At 46.4% G+C, this 17,468-nt stretch carries 15 protein-coding genes and 1 pseudogene; 6 read left to right on the plus strand and 10 right to left on the minus strand.

Translation table 11 applies throughout. The annotated features are described in order from the left end of the window. Nucleotides 1-86 precede the first annotated feature (86 nt). A complete protein-coding gene (locus IQ257_RS10620) occupies nt 87-653 on the plus strand; it encodes a hypothetical protein (RefSeq protein ID WP_193874691.1) in 567 nt (188 codons plus the stop codon). Nucleotides 654-899: 246 nt separating this feature from the next. Continuing rightward, nucleotides 900-1,652, plus strand: coding sequence for a phycobilisome rod-core linker polypeptide (locus IQ257_RS10625; RefSeq protein WP_193874668.1), 753 nt, complete (start codon nt 900-902; stop codon nt 1,650-1,652). On the opposite strand, the gene IQ257_RS10630 is transcribed toward IQ257_RS10625, so the two are convergent. The 7 genes and pseudogenes from IQ257_RS10630 to IQ257_RS30020 form a co-directional block, all read right to left on the minus strand. After that, a complete protein-coding gene (locus IQ257_RS10630) occupies nt 1,618-2,634 on the minus strand; it encodes an RluA family pseudouridine synthase (RefSeq protein WP_193874666.1) in 1,017 nt (338 codons plus the stop codon). The two genes, IQ257_RS10625 and IQ257_RS10630, sit on opposite strands and share 35 nt — an antisense overlap. After that, nucleotides 2,631-3,305 carry a Uma2 family endonuclease gene (locus tag IQ257_RS10635; RefSeq protein ID WP_193874688.1) on the minus strand — a complete coding sequence of 225 codons (675 nt, stop codon included), beginning with the start codon at nt 3,303-3,305 and terminating at the stop codon, nt 2,631-2,633. The genes IQ257_RS10630 and IQ257_RS10635 overlap by 4 nt, the downstream gene beginning before the upstream one ends. Nucleotides 3,306-3,372: 67 nt before the next feature. Next, a complete protein-coding gene (locus tag IQ257_RS10640) occupies nt 3,373-3,864 on the minus strand; it encodes a type II toxin-antitoxin system VapC family toxin (protein ID WP_193874664.1) in 492 nt (163 codons plus the stop codon). A gap of 397 nt (nt 3,865-4,261) precedes the next feature. Further along, nucleotides 4,262-4,456: pseudogene (locus IQ257_RS31490) on the minus strand (type II toxin-antitoxin system HicB family antitoxin); the annotation flags it as partial. A gap of 456 nt (nt 4,457-4,912) precedes the next feature. Next, on the minus strand, nt 4,913-7,681 hold the full coding sequence (locus IQ257_RS10655; RefSeq protein WP_193874662.1) for a CHAT domain-containing protein: 2,769 nt from the start codon (nt 7,679-7,681) through the stop codon (nt 4,913-4,915). Nucleotides 7,682-8,049: 368 nt separating this feature from the next. Continuing rightward, complete coding sequence (locus IQ257_RS10660; RefSeq protein ID WP_228060603.1) at nt 8,050-8,403, minus strand: Txe/YoeB family addiction module toxin; 354 nt, start codon at nt 8,401-8,403, stop codon at nt 8,050-8,052. Further along, a complete protein-coding gene (locus tag IQ257_RS30020; protein ID WP_228060604.1) occupies nt 8,387-9,055 on the minus strand; it encodes a type II toxin-antitoxin system Phd/YefM family antitoxin in 669 nt (222 codons plus the stop codon). The genes IQ257_RS10660 and IQ257_RS30020 overlap by 17 nt, the downstream gene beginning before the upstream one ends. 662 nt (nt 9,056-9,717) lie before the next feature. Between IQ257_RS30020 and IQ257_RS10670 the strand changes: the two genes are divergently transcribed. Continuing rightward, on the plus strand, nt 9,718-10,068 hold the full coding sequence (locus tag IQ257_RS10670) for a hypothetical protein (RefSeq protein ID WP_193874658.1): 351 nt from the start codon (nt 9,718-9,720) through the stop codon (nt 10,066-10,068). A gap of 82 nt (nt 10,069-10,150) precedes the next feature. Here IQ257_RS10670 and IQ257_RS10675 read toward each other — a convergent pair whose 3' ends face one another. Beyond that, nucleotides 10,151-10,396, minus strand: coding sequence for a hypothetical protein (locus IQ257_RS10675; protein ID WP_228060605.1), 246 nt, complete (start codon nt 10,394-10,396; stop codon nt 10,151-10,153). A gap of 179 nt (nt 10,397-10,575) precedes the next feature. Here IQ257_RS10675 and IQ257_RS10680 point away from each other — a divergent pair, with 179 nt between their 5' ends. From IQ257_RS10680 to IQ257_RS10690, 3 genes are all read left to right on the plus strand, one after another. Beyond that, the gene (locus tag IQ257_RS10680) at nt 10,576-11,622 is read left to right on the plus strand and encodes a hypothetical protein (RefSeq protein ID WP_228060606.1); all 1,047 of its coding nucleotides are present in this window, start codon (nt 10,576-10,578) and stop codon (nt 11,620-11,622) included. 76 nt (nt 11,623-11,698) lie between these two features. After that, entirely contained in the window at nt 11,699-13,498 is a 1,800-nt protein-coding gene (locus tag IQ257_RS10685; RefSeq protein WP_193874656.1) for a hypothetical protein, read from the plus strand. Between the two features lie 59 nt (nt 13,499-13,557). Continuing rightward, on the plus strand, nt 13,558-16,200 hold the full coding sequence (locus tag IQ257_RS10690) for an Hsp70 family protein (RefSeq protein ID WP_193874653.1): 2,643 nt from the start codon (nt 13,558-13,560) through the stop codon (nt 16,198-16,200). 177 nt (nt 16,201-16,377) lie between these two features. Here the strand turns inward: IQ257_RS10690 and nuoK are convergent, their stop codons facing one another. Both nuoK and IQ257_RS10700 read right to left on the minus strand, forming a co-directional pair. Further along, nucleotides 16,378-16,683, minus strand: coding sequence for an NADH-quinone oxidoreductase subunit NuoK (gene nuoK / locus IQ257_RS10695; RefSeq protein WP_193874678.1), 306 nt, complete (start codon nt 16,681-16,683; stop codon nt 16,378-16,380). Between the two features lie 51 nt (nt 16,684-16,734). Beyond that, nucleotides 16,735-17,361, minus strand: coding sequence for an NADH-quinone oxidoreductase subunit J (locus IQ257_RS10700; RefSeq protein ID WP_193874651.1), 627 nt, complete (start codon nt 17,359-17,361; stop codon nt 16,735-16,737). Nucleotides 17,362-17,468: the final 107 nt, after the last annotated feature.

Here is a 17,468-nt window from a genome sequence, read left to right on the forward strand (position 1 = left end):
AGCCCCCTAGCTCCCCACTCCCTATTCCCCATTCCTCATTTTCAGGCTAGAATCTACAGAAAGATTTTGGAAGCTAAACAATTAGATTGAGTCCGTATTTGTTGGGTGAATCCCCAGTTATTGCCGAGCCTGTAGTACGCGGCTATCAATATTTGGAGGCTGTGAGCCAGTTAACCTTAGAGCCTGGTATGGTTGACGTGAGCGATAATCTGAAAGTGCGCGATCGCATTTGTACCTGGATTGGCAATAATATTGGTGTGATTAATGCTGAACTGAATGCTTGTCTAGAAGCGTGTCACGGCTGCTTTCATCCCGAGCTGCGACGTCCGGTTCAAATTTGGGCAGTTCCCATAGCACAAAACTTTGGTATTGATGGTTTGTGCAATATTCTGGTTGATCCGACGGTTATTCTGATCGATGTAGGGCGGATTGCACCACGGGATTGGCTGGGTATTGTTGTCCATGAATACGCCCATGCTCATTTAGACTCACCAGGTCACGATCGGCGGTTTTTTGAGGTTCTTTCTCATCTGTGCTTGGGACTGGGATTGGAACCTCCAATTTGGCAAGCGGATTTGGAAATGTATTTGCGAAACTGGCCCCATTGCCCTTCTCTGGCAAATCCCCTCGCTTTCTGGATGGGGTATTTTTGAAACATTTTTTAATAGTAGGACGGCAGGGGTTATATAGCATTTCCTAGCGTCGTGAAGTACATTTAGTTTTCTTGCCCACTCCCCACTGCCTACTCCCTACTCCCTGAAATCTGGGGATGACAAGGGGCAATCCCTGTGTCGCCACTATTTTTTAAATTGGTATCAATTCTTAGAGATGGGACGCAATCTGTTATATAGTTTAAAGTTAAGGTTTGTAAGAGTTTCTAAGATTACGGAGATTAAAACGTGGCTCTTCCATTATTAAATTATGCTCCAGCAAGTCAAAATCAGCGGGTCGCTGGTTATGAAGTACCTGGTGACGAACAACCCAGAATTTACACCACTGAAAACATTCTTTCAGCCGGTAACATGGACGAGCTGATTAATGCAGCCTATCGTCAGATTTTCTTCTATGCCTTCGCTTGGGATAGGGAACGTTTCCTGGAGTCTCAACTGCGCAACGGTCAGCTTACGGTGCGGGACTTCATTCGTGGATTGCTGCTGTCTAAGACCTTCTACAACAGCTTCTACGAGAAGAACAGCAACTACCGTTTCGTTGAGCAGTGCGTACAGCGGGTGCTGGGACGCGATGTCTATAACGAACGGGAAAAAATTGCTTGGTCAATCGTCGTTGCTACCAAGGGGATTAAAGGCTTCGTTGATCAGTTGCTCAACAGCGAAGAGTATCTGACTGCCTTTGGCTACGACACCGTTCCCTACCAACGGCGTCGCACCCTACCCGGTCGGACTCAGGGTGAAACCCCCTTCAACATCAAATCTCCGCGCTACGAGGGCTACTATCGCGCTCAACTCGGCTTCCCGCAAATCGTTTGGCAGAACGAAGTGCGTCGGTTCAAGCCCCAAGAGAAGCAAGCCAAAGCAGGCGATCCATCCAACTATCTGGATATGGCACGGTCGGTTGCGGCTAAACCCAACCCTACCCCCCGTGTGTCTGCGATGAATATCAATTACGAAGCGATGGTGCCTCGCCGTCGTTAAGAGCCGCAGTTCGCCGCCGCAATACGGCTAGGAGTGTGGTAAAGGCTGGGGGGAGAGGGGCAACTGCCTCGATCCATTCCTCAGTTTCAATGCCCGTCTTCTCATCTCCTGTGTTAGGAGGGAGGGGACGGGCAATTGTATTGGGGTGTTGCAACCGGAGTCGCCAAGCGTGGAGTGCCTGACCGGGGAGGTTGACGCCGATATCGCGCCCTTTGCTGTAAACAGGGTCGCCGACGATGGGGTGTCCCATATGGGCGGTATGAACGCGAATCTGGTGAGTGCGACCAGTTTCAAGTTGGAAGTGCATGAGGGTGTAGTTACCTAGGCGTTCTTTGACCTGCCAGTGAGTGACGGCGGGGCGTCCACCTTGTTCTACGGGGACGACTGCCATTTTTTTGCGGTCAACCCGATGGCGTCCGATGGGGAGGTTAATGGTGCCGCTTTCAGTTGAGGGCGCACCGTAGACGACGCCCAGGTAGTCTCGACGGGCGGTTTTGGCTTTTAATTGGGCTTGGAGATGGTGGTGGGCGTGGTCGGTTTTGGCGATTGCGATCGCACCTGTGGTATCTTTATCCAGACGGTGGACGATACCGGGACGCTGTACACCGCCGATTCCCGCTAGGTTGGGACAATGGGCGAGGAGAGCGTTGACAAGAGTGCCGCTTTCGTGTCCGGGTGCAGGGTGGACGACTAAGCCTGCGGGTTTGTTGATAATCAGGAGTTGGTCATCTTCGTAGAGGATATCTAGGGGGATAGTTTCGGGTTGTAAGTCTAGGGGTTTGGCTGCGGGGATGGTGAGGGAGATGGAGTCTCCGGGGTGAACGGTAGCTTTTTTGGAGGTGCAGAGGGTATCGTTAATCTGCACGTTGCCTTCTTCGATAAGTTTCTGGATGCGGGAACGGGAGAGTTCGGGGAGATGTTGGGCAAGGTAGCGATCGAGGCGATCGGTGGTTTCTTGGACTTGTAAGTTAATGTTGGTCACAGTTGGTCTGGATTAATTCCCAGTTCTCTTAATTTAGCTTCTAGGGCTTGTGAGCGCTGTCTCTCCTGTGCCAGAAGGTTTTCTGCCTCTTGTGTCCGTTGCGCGAGTTCTAAATAGGTGAGAAACGGTTGAGCATCAGGGCGATAAATCTGAAGTCTTTCCTCCGATAACTCAAACCGCACTCCCAGCCTAGGGCTGACCCAACCTGCTATCTGCTCTATTACTGTTAATCTTGACTCACGACGTTGCCAACCGGTTAAGTCTACTAGATCGGGTTTGTACAGATAGTATTCTTCTACGCCGTAGCGATCGTAAAATTCAAATTTCTTCGCCATATTGGAGGGACGGTTTCCTGGCGACCAAATTTCAAAGACAACTTGGGGGGGAATGTTATCTTCTCGCCACTGTTGATAGGAACCCCGGTATCCTTTGGGTCTGCCTAATGCTACCATCACGTCTGGGGCTTGGCATAGGGTGTTATTGCCTTCAACTGCATACCACAGCAGGTCGCCAGCGACAAATACATTGGGGTCGTTGGCAAACAACAGTTCTAAATTTTCTTTTATCCATACAATTAATTCAAATTGCTGGGTGTTGTCTGCCATGGGTTGTCTATCGCTGTCGGGGTAGATGATGTCTGGCTGGGTGGAAGATTGGAGTTGGTGAACCATTGCTGGAATTCCAATTCTGGTAGTGGTATTAATTGTAATCGATGCGATCGCACTCCCATTACGGCTGTTAGTTGTATAAGGTGATTGAGTTACTTTTACAATCAGCCAGAGCTTGTTTCCATTCCCAAGTACAAATTCCAAAGCTATCGAATCTGCATATATGCTTTGGGTTTTCTGTTACAATAATTACCTCATCAAAATAGTCTTTCTGAAAAATGGCTTGAGCAACGAGAATTACATCACCATCTAAGCTCTCGTTACTCGCTGTTGGTTGCCCTTGGCTTCGCACCCAAGCCCATAATTCTGCTGCTTCTACCATCATTTCAGAGGTGATTGGGATAAAACGCTTAGTTTTGCGAAACTTTTCCAGACGGTTAATGCTCTTTCCCAAGCCTTCCAGTAGTAAGTTTCGTCGAAGTTCGTAATCAGAGATTTCTGCTACTCGCAGAGCTATTTTATTATTTTGGATAAATTGCAACCACTCTTTAACGGCTGGATCTATTTTGGGGTGTGTAATTTTTCCTAAGGGACCGCTATCAATTAATACAACTGTAGTCATTCAATGGTTATATAGACACCCGATTTTGTTTTAAGGCTGCATCAATTTGAGGGTATACCTCTTCATCATAGGGAGAGTCTTCATTCATCCATTCATCAACAAGCTCGATTAAGTCTTCTACAGACTCATCGGTTTTGTTTTGTTCTACGCTTAGTATCTTTGCACGCTCCAAAATAGATTGTGCTGTAACAAGACTCTTCCTGTTCTTCGCACCTGTAGTGCCACTAGTGGCTGAGGGTTGTTTCTCACGAACAGGCAACAGGGATTTTAATTCAATCAGGGCATTGACTATCGCCCTGACTTTTAGCAGTTCCTCTGAGGATAGGGTATCAAGTTGTCGAGCGATCACATTAAGTGATGAAGTTTTAAGTGTAGATTCTTGCTGAGGTTGATATTTTACCTCAAATGTAGTTATTAGTCGAGGAGATGTTTCAGGGATGGGGAATTCTTCTAAATAGAGTTCTGTCGCTTCTTTGAGGTTGGAAAGTGCTTCTTCGATTGTCTCACCTTGGCTGGCTGTACCTACCTCTGGGCATTCAGCTACATAGACATCTTCTTCTTGATATAAAACGGCAGTAAAAGTACGGGATATTGCTGGTGAATTCGACGCTCCAAACTGAATCTGTCTACTCTCATTTTTTAGAGTTTGGGCTTGCTGTGTTTGTGACAAATTTTTAGCTTCTTCAACGAACTTCTTGGCTTTCAGAATTTGTAAGATTTTATCTACTGAATCGATTGACGCTGAGATATTACTATTAGGTGGACTTCCTGCCAGTTTGTTGCGCTCCTGTGTATCATACTGCTCACCTAATGCATCGTAAGCAGCTTCAAAAAGGTCATACAGTGGTTTATGTTTCCTTGCGATATCTTCCAGGCAATCCACCACATCAGTTTGCTGATTGGTTAAAGCCTCGCCAACTTGATTAATCTCTTCTCGTAGTTTCGCAGGTAGAGCTGAAATGGAATCTAATTGAGCCAGAGCTTGTGAGAAAGCTTCTAGCGTCAAGGCTTGGATTGGATCGAGGTCTAACTTGTCGGATGTCATGGCTTAGACTTTACCCGTAACTGTAAAACCAGCCCAATAGTAGGGATGTACATAGAGAGGGTGGTCTGGATTGATCGTAGCAGAGTCCTTTTGCAGTCTCTTGATTTGTCGGTTTAGATAAGACTCAATTGTAGAGTTCTTGCCCTCAAATTCGGCTGCAAGGTCTTGATACCACTGAATGAGTTGGGTATGAGTGACGGTGCGGAGCCACTTTTGCGCTGCTTTCAGGGCAGAAGGCGGGGTCATATTTTCTTGAAGATACTGATAAAAGCGCACCATCAGTAGAGCAGTTGAATATTCATCCACTGCCCAGAGAGCGCTGATAACATAAGCAGCCCCCTTCGCTAGGAAGCCACTAACCAAACCGACAAATTCATCAATCAAGCCTTGCTTGCTGGTGAGGGCTGTTTCGCAAGCGGAGAGGCAGATGAGGTGATAGCGGCTGAAGTCTAACTGGAAGATATCGCGCAGGGTTAGCTTATCTTCACCTGTCAAGAGCAGTGATGACTCTAAGGGCTGATTGATGTCATGCTCTCCATGTCCGGTAAAGTGGAATACGTCTAGCTGCTCATCAGTTTGCATAGTAGTCATCACTTCAATTCTGGTAGCTTTTTGTCCCTTAAGGGGAAGGGTAGAGTCTGGGTACAGCAGGGAGATAGCGGCAGACTCAACGGTAGCGTAGCGCAGGTCTTGTTGGGGATTTTCTACGTTCAGCAACCGTTGTCCAGGATTGACTCTAGATTTTTGCAAGTCAAGACCGATTTGAACACTGGGTAGATAAGTAATGGTGAAATCTTCGGGGAACAGGTCATGGAGCGGCAGCAGGTGTAAGTCGCGGTGGGGAATCAGAATCAGGTGGGGAATGTCGGATAGATGGGGCACAATTCCGGGAATGTTGAGGATGTTTTTGAGTTCCTCCAGTTTCGCCATCATTTCCTTTCGCCAAGGATGGTCTTTTAGGGCTGGCTTTTTATCTTCTGGGGTCGATAGTTTTTCTTCATTGCCTTTCTCTTTGCCTGCGCGGTAATCTTGATAATTCCATTTCCAGTCTTTCACCCAATTTTCAAAGTCGCGGAGTTGACGGGCAGCAGTGGGATAAGTAGCATCATCTGCTGTTACCAAGACAGAGTAAACTTGCAGAGGTTGGTTCTGTTTGAGGATAAATGTGGTAATAGCAACAGGGCTGATGTGCCAGTAAATCGCAGCCGTATGTAAATTTAGAAGTTTTTTAATATCTGGGAACTTAGGGCTGGGGGTAGGTTCATCGCTCCAACCGTCTTGGAACCAAGCGAGGCAAGTATTCTTGCGCTTTTCCGCTAACTTTAAAGCTTCCTCTGTTTCCCCTTTCTGGACTAGAACATCCACACCCATTTGGTTAAAACTGGCAAACTTCCGTGATAGCGAGATTTTCGCGCTTTCGCTCTGGGTTTCTTCCAGGAGCCTCCTCAACAAGTCAGTCGCCTCACTCAAAAGTTGTTTAACTCTGTCTGGGTCTAGGCGCTTCAGGTATTGACTGTCTTGGATCAAGTCTTGCCACACTTCTAAATGCCGCACAGGAAATTGCTCAAATGTCAGTATCTTGAGGGCTAATTCATAGCTTTTATCGGTTTTGTCCCAAGATTCATTCGGTTTAAGATGCTGTAGTTCATATCGGTACTGCGCTTTCCCTCTACACCAAAATAATTCACCACACCCTCGTTGATATTCAGGGTTTTGGGGGTGTATTTTCTTTAAGTTTTTCAGCTCGAACAAGGCTTCCTTCCAAGTTCGCCAAGCATCTCGGTAGTGTTCAGGATACTTTTTATCTTGAAAGTATGTCCAACCCAAGTTAACCCAAGCTCGCCAGTTTTGGTTGTGAGAAAGTCGCAGAGCTTGTTTGAAATCATCTACTGCCTCTTTGTAAAGCCTTAATTTTCTTTTGGCAGCCCCTCGATTGTTGTAGGCAAGGTGGTCATTCGGTTGCAGCTCTATAGCTTTGTCGAAATCAGAGAGCGCCTCTCGATAGTATCCCAAATCTCTGTAGGTATTACCCCGTCCGTTGTAAGCTAGGTGATATCTCGGTTGCAGCTCTATGGCTTTGTCGAAATCAGAGAGCGCCTCTCGATAGCGTCCTAGCTTTCTCTGAATATCACCCCGATGATAGTATGCAAGATGGTAGTCTGGTTGCAACGTGATAGCTTTGTTTAAATCGAGTATTGCCTCTTCATCGCGTCCTAACTTTCTCAGAGCATTGCCCCGCCCATCGTAGGCAAGGTGATTGTCTGGTTGCTGCTTAATCGCTTCGTTTAAATAAGGTATCGCTTCTTGATATCGTCCTAACCTGCTAAAATCCTCAGCTTCAGCATAGACAGACTGCTGGTGAGAGTTGTTAGTGAGAGTACTAGAGGAGGAGGGACGCAGGAGGACAAAGGATGAAAAATCGGCAGATTGTAAATTTTTCAGGGCTTTGCTGCGGCTTTGCCTTGCTTGTTCAAATTCGGGTTTGACTGCCAAGGCTTGATCGTACTTTTTGATTGCCTCGGTGTAATCTCCCTCTTCTTCTAGCTGCTGACCTCGTTCGCACAAAGCAATGGCTATGGTGTGGTTAGATGCAGAGAGAATTTCTTGAATGCTGCCTAACTTCTGAAGGGCTGTAGCACGTTCTTTCCAAGCATCAGCATTTTCAGGGTCAAGGGTGAGGGCTTGGTCAAAGAAGACTAGAGCTGCGCTATAGTTTCGAGCTCGAAGCTTCTCGCGTCCGAGGTGAATCCAGGCGTTAGCGTCTTGTAGCATCTGATGATATTTCTGTAGAACTTGTCAATTATTATCGCTAAGACGCTACATAATTGACCCCCCTAACACCTTTTAATGAGTTGTTAGGAGGGTCAGTTAAAAGTCCGACACTGAAGCGCCCTGCACGGTAGCCGCTGACTAACACCTATTGTTAAGCAGCGGTCAGGGATTCAGTTAAGGATGTACTTAAATGAATGAGTATTTTAATGGGTATTGGTATGTAGGTAATATACCTTAAAAATGCACCTAGTGCAAACAACTCAACGGATAATGATTTCCAAATTTGCCCTGATGCTACAGATACCATCGTGAAAATTGGTTTATCAGTTTTCAGAGCTGACTTTGAATCACCCTCTGTTGCACTTAATTCAGCGATCGCTATAGTGGTATCGAGCCTGGAGAAAATCAATTCGGTCATCACTAACCATATAAACAATGCGGTCTGCATCAGTTAAACGCCGTGACCAAATATTTGCGCCCTGATACTTCAATGGTTCTGGCTTTCCTGTTCCCGTGAAAGGATTGCGCCTTATCTCCTCAACTAGAGATAAGAGACGGAGTGCAATTTTTCTATTTGTATCTACCCAGAAAGTTAAGTCTTCTAAAAATTGGGAGTCGAATACAATGTCACGTTCTGTTTTCTCCTGTTGAGAAGATGCAGACTGAGAGACTTGTTCGGGTTCTGAATTCTCCGAATTAGACTTTTTACGCTTCTTCGCCAAGCCCAAACTCCTGACGCAAATCATCTATAGTTTGAGGCTTAAAAGTCCGTACCTTTGCTCGTTCTATCGCTGCTAAAAGACGTGTTGCATTCTCCGGTGACTGAAACAAATAAACTGTCTCCATGAGGCTGTCAAGTTCCGCAGTAGGAATTACGGATACGCTCTCAGAATCTTCACGAGTAACAACTATAGCTTGGCGCGTTGAGATTGCCTCTTCGTAAATTTTGTCAAAATTGCTGCAAGCTTCAGTGTAGGTTATCTGGCTGGGTATTTGCTGATACTCAGATACCTGCCTTTTCGCTTCTTCAACAGGATTGCTGGCTCTTAGAATGTGTAGAATGCTATCAACTTCTGACAGAGATTCTGCTGATAGGGGATTGCGTTTATTGCGTTCCTGCGTGTGATACTGGTCATCTAAAGCATCGTAAGCAGCTTCAAAACGGTCATACAGGGGTTGATATTTCCTGGCTATATTTTCCAGGCGAACCACGGCGTCAAATTGACGATTAGCTAAAGCCTCACCAACTTGGTTAATCTCTTCTCGTAGTTCCGCAGGTAAAGTTGAAGCAGAATCTAATTTAGCCAGTGCTGCTGAGAAGGCTTCTAGGATAAGGGCTTGAATCGGATCGAGGTCTAGCGTCTGGAATGTCATGGCTTAGACTTTACCCGTAACTGTAAGACCAGCCCAATAGTACGGGTGTGCATAGAGAAGAGAGGTTGGTCTGGATTGATTGTAGCTGATTCATTTGGGCAAATCATTTTTGCGTATTACATTCGGGAATTAGTAGAGCGATGGAGACGTGAATGCTTACCGAAGGTTTCGCGATTGCTTCCTCATACTTCCCTAAACCATACAGTGCAAAGACTCGTTGGTGAGTATCCAAGACTCGTTAGCGAAGTTCTGAGACTCATTCACGAGTATCAAAGACTCAACGACGAGTATTAAAGACTCATTCACGAGTGTCAAAGACTCAACGACGAGTATCAAAGACTCATTCACGAGTGTCAAAGACTCAACGACGAGTGTCAAACACTCAACGACGAGTGTCAAAGACTCAACGACGAGTGTCAAACACTCAACGACGAGTGTCAAACACTCAACGACGAGTATCAAACACTCAATGGTGAGATATCTTAACAACCCATCCTACTGCCAAAGCGCGATCGCTCCTCTCCTAACTCCTTCATTCTGATGTCGCCAACAGTCAATTGCGATCGCTATACAGTGGTTTGCAACCTAATCTTGCATAAGGTAGCTTGGCTCAGATGTACCTAGCCAGTGAGTTAACCATTGGGTAATCAAACCATGAAAAAGTGGCAAAAATCTTTGGGAGTAGCGATCGCAATTTTTTTGGAGGGCTTGGCACTTCTGCTTCTGCGCAGACAGCCGAACTTAGCGAACAGGCAGTTAACGCTTATCCCCCACAGATAGTACAGGTGTTCATGAATGGCTGCGTTGGAGAGCGGGGCTCTGAATTTGAACCCCTTTGTGCCTGTGCAATCGAGCAGATTCAAAACGAATATACGCTAGAGGAATTTTTAGTCATCGCCTTAGAAATGGATGCAGAGAAAGAAATGCCTGAAGAGTTTACACCTGTTCTGAGCAAGATTTTTGCCGCGTGTGCGGCTTACTATCCTGTTGAAGGAGAACAAGCAATACGGTAGCGGACAGCCTTGCACAGTGCGTTAGCAAAGCACCCTACCGCCAAAGTGCGATCGCAGCTCCTATTCATAATGCCAGTTTCGTTTAAGGTGCAGGATATCGGGTATTTGGTTTAGCCATCAGTGCTGCAACCAACGCGGCTGTGCCGCCAATTAACCCGAAAACTACCCAGTTGCGGAAGTTCAATCCCTTTCTTCGAGCAACGATAGCAGCGATCGCACCAATGATACAGTGCGCTCCGAACAGCAGATAGAGATTGGGTTCGATAGGTAAATCTAAAATCAATGCGATCGCTCCTAGAAGTGGATTTAGCCGAGTCCTATGCCCCATATTACAGGGCGCTGCTGGCAGCCAAATCCTCTAAAATCTAAAAATTGGCTACAGGTAATGTAGCCAATCTGTCTAACCTGTATTACAATTTACGGTTTCGACCTTGCTTAATTCACGAGTTCAAAACGGCTTCAGAGAATTTCTCTGGAGCTTTTCGTGTCGAGCTATCATAGCAAATTTTGCGCGATTGGGCTAACTGCACCACGCCAGCAGCTCAAGACACTGACTGTGCCATTCATCTAGAATCCATGCCCATCTATAGTTCTGACCCGATCGCCTTTGAAGGTATTATCGGTTATCGCCACTGGATAAACGAACCCTTCACCTTTACCGGAGTCCCCGATATTGACGAACGGTTGAGTGGTTTTCCTATTGCCGTTTTCCTTCCTCCTAACCGACCTACACACCAAACGCCTCTGGTTATCGGTCTTCAGGGAATGTGCGCCCCTTACGGTTGGAATGCTTTTATCGTACCGACCCTAACACAGATGGGTATTGCAGTCGCCTTGTTTGATACCCCCCTGGCTGGAGAACGGAGTCTAGCGCGTACTTTCTCAGGCTTAGTGCAACAGGAAATTACGCCACTCCTCAATCGTTGCATCCCCTTCGATACTCCGTTACTCCTACAAATTTTTAGCTGTACGGCACGGGACATTAGACTAGTGCAGGACTTCTGCCGCGATCGCTATAATCTAACGGACAGTCGCCTTGCCTTGTTTGGTATCAGCATGGGGGTTCTGCTAGCTGCCTTTGCCTTTAATGCCGATGGTATTGGCAAACGATTGCTTGGCACCCTTGGTCATGCTGACTTACAAACCTTCGCCAAAAGCTGGGGTAAGGTCATTTTGCCAGACTTAGCCGTATCGCCTCTCGGTAAACTGGCAGAGGTTCTATTGGGACGATTTCAACCGGAGCTCAAATGTGTAGTCTCAGTGCTGCGAGTTGCCAAGTCTCTCAAAGAACCGGATAGCTACGGTTATGCCTGCAACCCGATGACTTATATTGACCGAGTGAAGCCCCCGCGTCGCGTCCGTTTCCTTGTAGGTAAGAATGATCCTTTAGTTCGTATTACAGACGCTCAATCCTGTGCGACTCGATTCCCGGATGGTGCCTGTTACATCGTGCCTGGTATGGGTCACGGGACAAGTCAATTCGGTTCCTCCTTCGTTGACCACGTTCGCTATTTTTTGGTGACTCAGTTAGGAGATTGGCAGAGTGATGACTAGGACAATTTCAGAAAATATAGCAGTTTTCAGTGGCGTGCAGTACATCAGAATAGCCTAACCCCCTCCCACAAACTCCATGCTTACGAAACACCTGCAACGACTTTTAGCCACACCCATCCCTCAACGATTTAGCGCTCAAGTTGTTGTTTGGTTCGCTTTAAGCTTGACATTTGCCGCAATTTATAGTTTGTTCGGATTACAGGAAGCATTTAGCCACGAGTATATTGTCCAAGACGATGCCCGACAGCACGTATTTTGGATGCAGCGATTTATCGATTCAGAGTTATTTCCCGACGATTTAATTGCCGATTATTTTCAATCGGTAGCACCAGTTGGATATAAAACGGTTTACCGAATAGCAGCCACCTTCGGCATCAATCCCTTCGTTTTCAACAAATTCTTACCCCCTCTTCTAGGAGCGATCGCAACAGGTTACTGTTTTGGCATCTGTATGCAACTTCTGCCCGTACCCGCCACAGCTTTTATGGCATCATTGCTGCTGAATCAAAGTCTGTGGATGAAAGATGACTTGATATCAGCAACGCCTAGAGCTTTCCTCTATCCCCTATTCCTGGCTTTTTTGTATTATTTGTTGCACCAAGCAATCTTGCCTTGTATTGTAGCGATCGCACTTTTGGCACTTTTCTATCCCCAGTATATCCTCATTGCGGCTGGTCTATTAATCCTGCGACTTCTCAATCGCCAAGATAGGCATCCTCGTCATTCCCAAAGGTGGCATGATTACCGATTCTACCTGCTGAATTTGGGGGTAGCCCTACTAGCGATCGCATTCTACGGGCTCACGCCATCAGAATTCGCTCCAGTCATCACAGCAACTCAAGCAAAAACCTTACCAGAATTTGGAGAAACAGGACGCAGTTATTTTTTCCATGATAATCCCTGGTATTTTTTCTTCCTCGGTTCACGCAGTGGTTTGTTAAATGTAGGTTTTGTCAGACCGGGAACCTTAGCTCTAGGAGTATTATTACCGATACTCATAAGATTTCCTGCTCAATTTCCGTTAATTAGGCAAATTTATCCAGCTATCAGACTCTTGCCGCAACTTTTATTAGTCTCTGTTGGGCTATTTTTGGCTGCCCATGCCTTGCTATTCAAACTTCATCTTCCCAGTCGTTACACAGAACATAGCATTCGGATTTTGTTAGCGCTAACCGCAGCAATGGTGCTGACGATTATTCTGGATGCAATTCTGAAAAGAGGGAGTGGGGAATGGGGAGTGGGGAATAGGGAAACAGGAAACAACGAGCGTGCCAATTCTTCTTGTACTCCTCTACACAGGCGACAGTTTTTGGCATTATCTTCCACAGGTCTAATCGTAACAACACTCATTCTGTATCCCGTCTTTGTAGAGGATTTTCCCTTAACTAAGTATAAAGTTGGTCATTTTCCATCTTTGTATCAGTTCTTTGAGGAGCAACCGAAAGACAGTTTGATAGCATCAACCGCAGAAGAAGCGAATAATCTACCAACATTTTCCCGGCGTTCTATTTTAGTAGGTCGAGAATATGCGATTCCTTATCATTGGGGTTACTATCGTCAATTTCGGCAACGGGCGATTGAGTTGATTCAGGCTCAGTACAGTCCAGATTTAGCACAGGTCAAGCAGTTTATCCAGCATTATGGAATAGATTTCTGGCTACTAGAGCAGGATGTTTTTACACCAGAGTATTTGGCAAACCATGACTGGCTTCAAGATTATCAGTTCGTTACCGAAGAGGCAAGGGCAAAATTAGAACAGGCATTTACTCCAGCTTTGGCAGGGGTGGTGGTGGAGTGTTCTGTTTTCCAAGTTGAAGGGTTTTTGGTGCTAGAGGCAGCTTGTATTTTGAACACAACATCACCGCGAAATCGATAGGATGTGGGATTTAGGTTTAAAAATGGAACTAAAGTAGCAAGATTTAAAGGAAAATAGCAGTGACTACGGTAGCGATCGATTTTGGAACTAGCAACACAGTCGTCTGTATCCAAGATGCTGTGACTCAAACTCCACGAACCTTGAAGTTTGAGGGTATCTCACGCAGCTTTGAAACCGCAAGGGGTAAAGTAGATGTCGTGCCCAGTCTGGTGTTGGTGCAAGCAGCGAATCATCTGATAGTCGGTGAACCCGTTCGTAGTCTGCGCCATAATATTGACGAATCATCACTGCTGTTTCAAGGCTTTAAGCGAGATATAGCCGCAGACTATCGACCACCGACTCGGCAAATTGATGGTAATATTTATAGCTCTGAATCTATTTCAGAAATTTTTATAGGGCAACTCTGGCAGCATATCCTTTCCCAAGAGATTCAACCAACCCGTGTAATCTTTACCGTACCTGTCGGAGCCTTTGACTGTTACCGCAATTGGGTTCAGGCATTGGCACAACGGCTTAATCTCCCCACAATTCAGATTGTAGATGAGTCCACAGCCGCTGCTTTTGGCTATGCCGTAAACCAACCCCAATCGGTTGTATTGGTTGTGGATTTTGGGGGGGGTACTCTCGATTTGAGTCTAGTGCGCACTGTAGCTGCCAATCGAGGACAAAAGGTTTTGTGTTCGGAAGTCGTAGCCAAGTCTGAGGCTTATCTCGGAGGCGTCGATATTGATACGTGGATGGTTGAGCATTATCTGCAAAAAATCGGTATCTCACGCACAAACTTGACTCAAAATATCTGGCAGAATTTATTGGATGTAGCAGAACGACTGAAAATCCAACTCTCCACCGCCACCGAGGTAACGGAAACCTACTTTGATCCAAACTCAACTACGTCTCATGACTGGCATTTAACTCGTTCCGAGTTAGAGGATATTTTTACATCTCGACAGTTACTCACACAAGTGCAAGAGGCATTAGATGAAGTACTAGCGATCGCTCTAACCAAAGGCATTAGCCAAGAAGAAATTGATAAGGTCGTATTAGTCGGCGGTTCTTGTCAAATTCCGGCTGTGCAGCAGTTAATGATCTCTTATTTTGGGCAAGAGCGCTTGTCTTTAGATAAGCCCTTGGAAGCTGTCGCTCATGGTGCGTTGACTGTGGGCAAGATCGTAGGTGTCGAGGATTACCTACAACATAGCTATGCCATCCGCCTTTGGGATCTCAAGGCTAAAACCTATTCTTATTTCTCGGTGTTTGATAAAGGTACTCGCTATCCTACTCAACGCCCCCGATTGATAACATTGCAAGCGGCAACGAATGAGCAGCACCAAATGCGCTTGGATATCGGGGAATTAACAGAGGCAGTATCTGTTGAAGTGGCATACAATGACCAAGGTCAGCTCACCAGTAAGCAAATCCCTCAACCCACTGAATTCCGAGTATTGGCAGATCAAGCTCAACACGTTTATGCTCTTCCCTTCACTCCCCCCGGTAAAACTGGAGTAGACCGACTTCAACTATCCTTGATGGTAAATGAACACCGGGTTTTAGTTTTGACAGTAAAAGATTTGCTGACGCAACGAGTTCTGCTGAATCAGATAGAACTCCGAGGGAATGCGAACCAACCCAGACTTCAAGAGTCAGGGAGTAACCGATTAGAGCCAGTAGATGGTGCTGTTCTAGGAGGGCTAGCTGGAGCAAGACGGCGGTTGGAAGTGGCGGTAGCCGAGCAACCTATCGCTCCGCCATCCGAGGCGTCAGCTTCAACTAGCAGTGAGGCTGAATCGCCGGTGGTGCAGCCCAAAGTGAATTGGTGTTTATTAGATTGTCGTTATCAGCTCACGGGGCATACTAGCGGGGTGACATCCTTGGCGATTAGCCCGGATGGGCAAACCTTGGCGAGTGGCAGTCAGGACGCAACGATTCGACTTTGGCAACTTAGCACGGGCAAATTAGAGCGCTGGATCACAGGTCATAATCACGCGGTTTCTAACTTAGCGATGAGTCCCGATGGCAAAATCCTTGCCAGTAGTAGTCAGGACAATACCGTTAAATTGTGGCACTTGCGTTCTGGAGAATGGCTACGCACTGTCACGGGACATACTGCACCCGTTTTTGCTGTGGCATTCAGTCCGGATGGCAGAACTCTCGCCAGTGGGGGTTGGGAGGGAACTATTCTGCTACAGCAGATCTATCAGAAAGCGTTACCCCGCCAATTTTCTGGTCATCCTGGTGGAGTGAGTGCGATCGCATTTAGTCCCGATGGGCAAACCTTGGTAAGTTGTGGCGATAAGACAATTAAGATGTGGCATCTGCACACTGGGGAATTACTCCAAACCTTGGTTGGGCATTCTGACTTGGTGGTGACAATGGCGATTAGCCCCAATGGGCGGTTACTCGCTAGCGGCGGTGGGATGACTGATAAAACAATTAAGCTATGGGATTTAGAGATGGGGGAATTGATCTGTACCTTATCTGAACAGGCTGGGGATGTTTTATCCCTTGCCTTTAGCCCTGATGGACATACCTTGGCGAGTGGCAGTTATCGAAGGATCTATCTGTGGGATTTAGATGAGGGGGAACTGCTGCATACTCTATCTGGGCATTCGGGGGATGTTTTATCAGTTATTTTCAGTTGCGATCGCCAAACCGTGATCAGCGGTAGTGCGGATGGGACAATTAGAGTTTGGGGATTGGTGTAGCCCCTTGGTTCTAATATGAAAGTTATACTCAATGGGCAGATTGCAGCTTCAAGGAAAGCTTTTCTTGGGGATTGGGCTCATGTACTTATCATGTCTTATACAGGCTTTATTATCAAAAACGCCCACCGATATCGGCAGGCGTTGACAGGTTATCAAGTTTCTCAAATTGTCGATAACTCACCACTTGAGCAGGTTAAACTGCTCCATATCCACCGTATCGCGGTTGCGGTAAATCGAAAGCACAATCGCCAACCCCACCGCTGCTTCGGCGGCTGCCACAGTGATTACAAAGACTGTAAAAACCTGACCTTTAATCTCCACGGGATCGATATAGTTAGAAAACCCCATTAAATTCAGGTTAACTGCATTCAGCAGTAATTCAATCGACATTAACACTCGAACGGCATTGCGACTGGTAATTAAGCCATAGATGCCTATACAGAACAAAGCAGCAGCTATAAGTAAGAAATACTGAAGTTGCAGTTGCATGAATCGTCTTGAGTTAAGAACAAAATTTCACAAATCTAATCGGGTTTAACGGGACTTGACTTGGGACTCACCCGCAATAGATGCCAATTCACGACGGCGTTCTGGCAACGTCGAAAATTCGGTTTCTTCTGTATCCCGAGGAACTAGATTTTCTGGAATAAAATCTCGACGTGCTAGGATAATTGCTCCCACCATTGCCATCAATAACAACACGGAAGCTAGCTCAAATGGTAACAAAAAGTCAGTGAAGAAATGTTTACCAATCTCCACAATTGAACTGTCACCAGGGACAGCAGAACCCGTGTAAACCGACCACGGTGTTGCTAATATCATTGTCCCCAAAAGCACGAACAAACCAGCACACACTAGTGCAGTGGCAGCCTGACGAACCCAGCGATTGGCAATCGGGGTAAAATCCTCTCGCTTGTTCACCAGCATGATGGCAAACAAAATTAGGACGTTAACCGCTCCCACGTAAACTAATACTTGCGCGGCTGCTACAAAGTCGGCATTGAGCAAAAGGTACAAACCCGCCATGCTGACTAATACACCACCGAGTAAAAAAGCGGAGTAGACGATATTGGCGAGCAAAACAACTCCTAACGCTGAACCGAGTGCCATCACAGACAGTAGAGCAAACGAAACTAACTGAACCCCTTGGGCTAAATCCACCGTTATCTAATCTCCTTACAAAGTGTTTTTTTGTCATTGGTCATTTGTTCTTGGTAATGACCAATGACTGGGAGCGATCGCTATTAATCGGTATTCAACCGAAGTTT

This window comes from Coleofasciculus sp. LEGE 07092 (assembly GCF_015207375.1).
Taxonomy (GTDB): Bacteria; Cyanobacteriota; Cyanobacteriia; order Cyanobacteriales; family Coleofasciculaceae; genus LEGE-07092.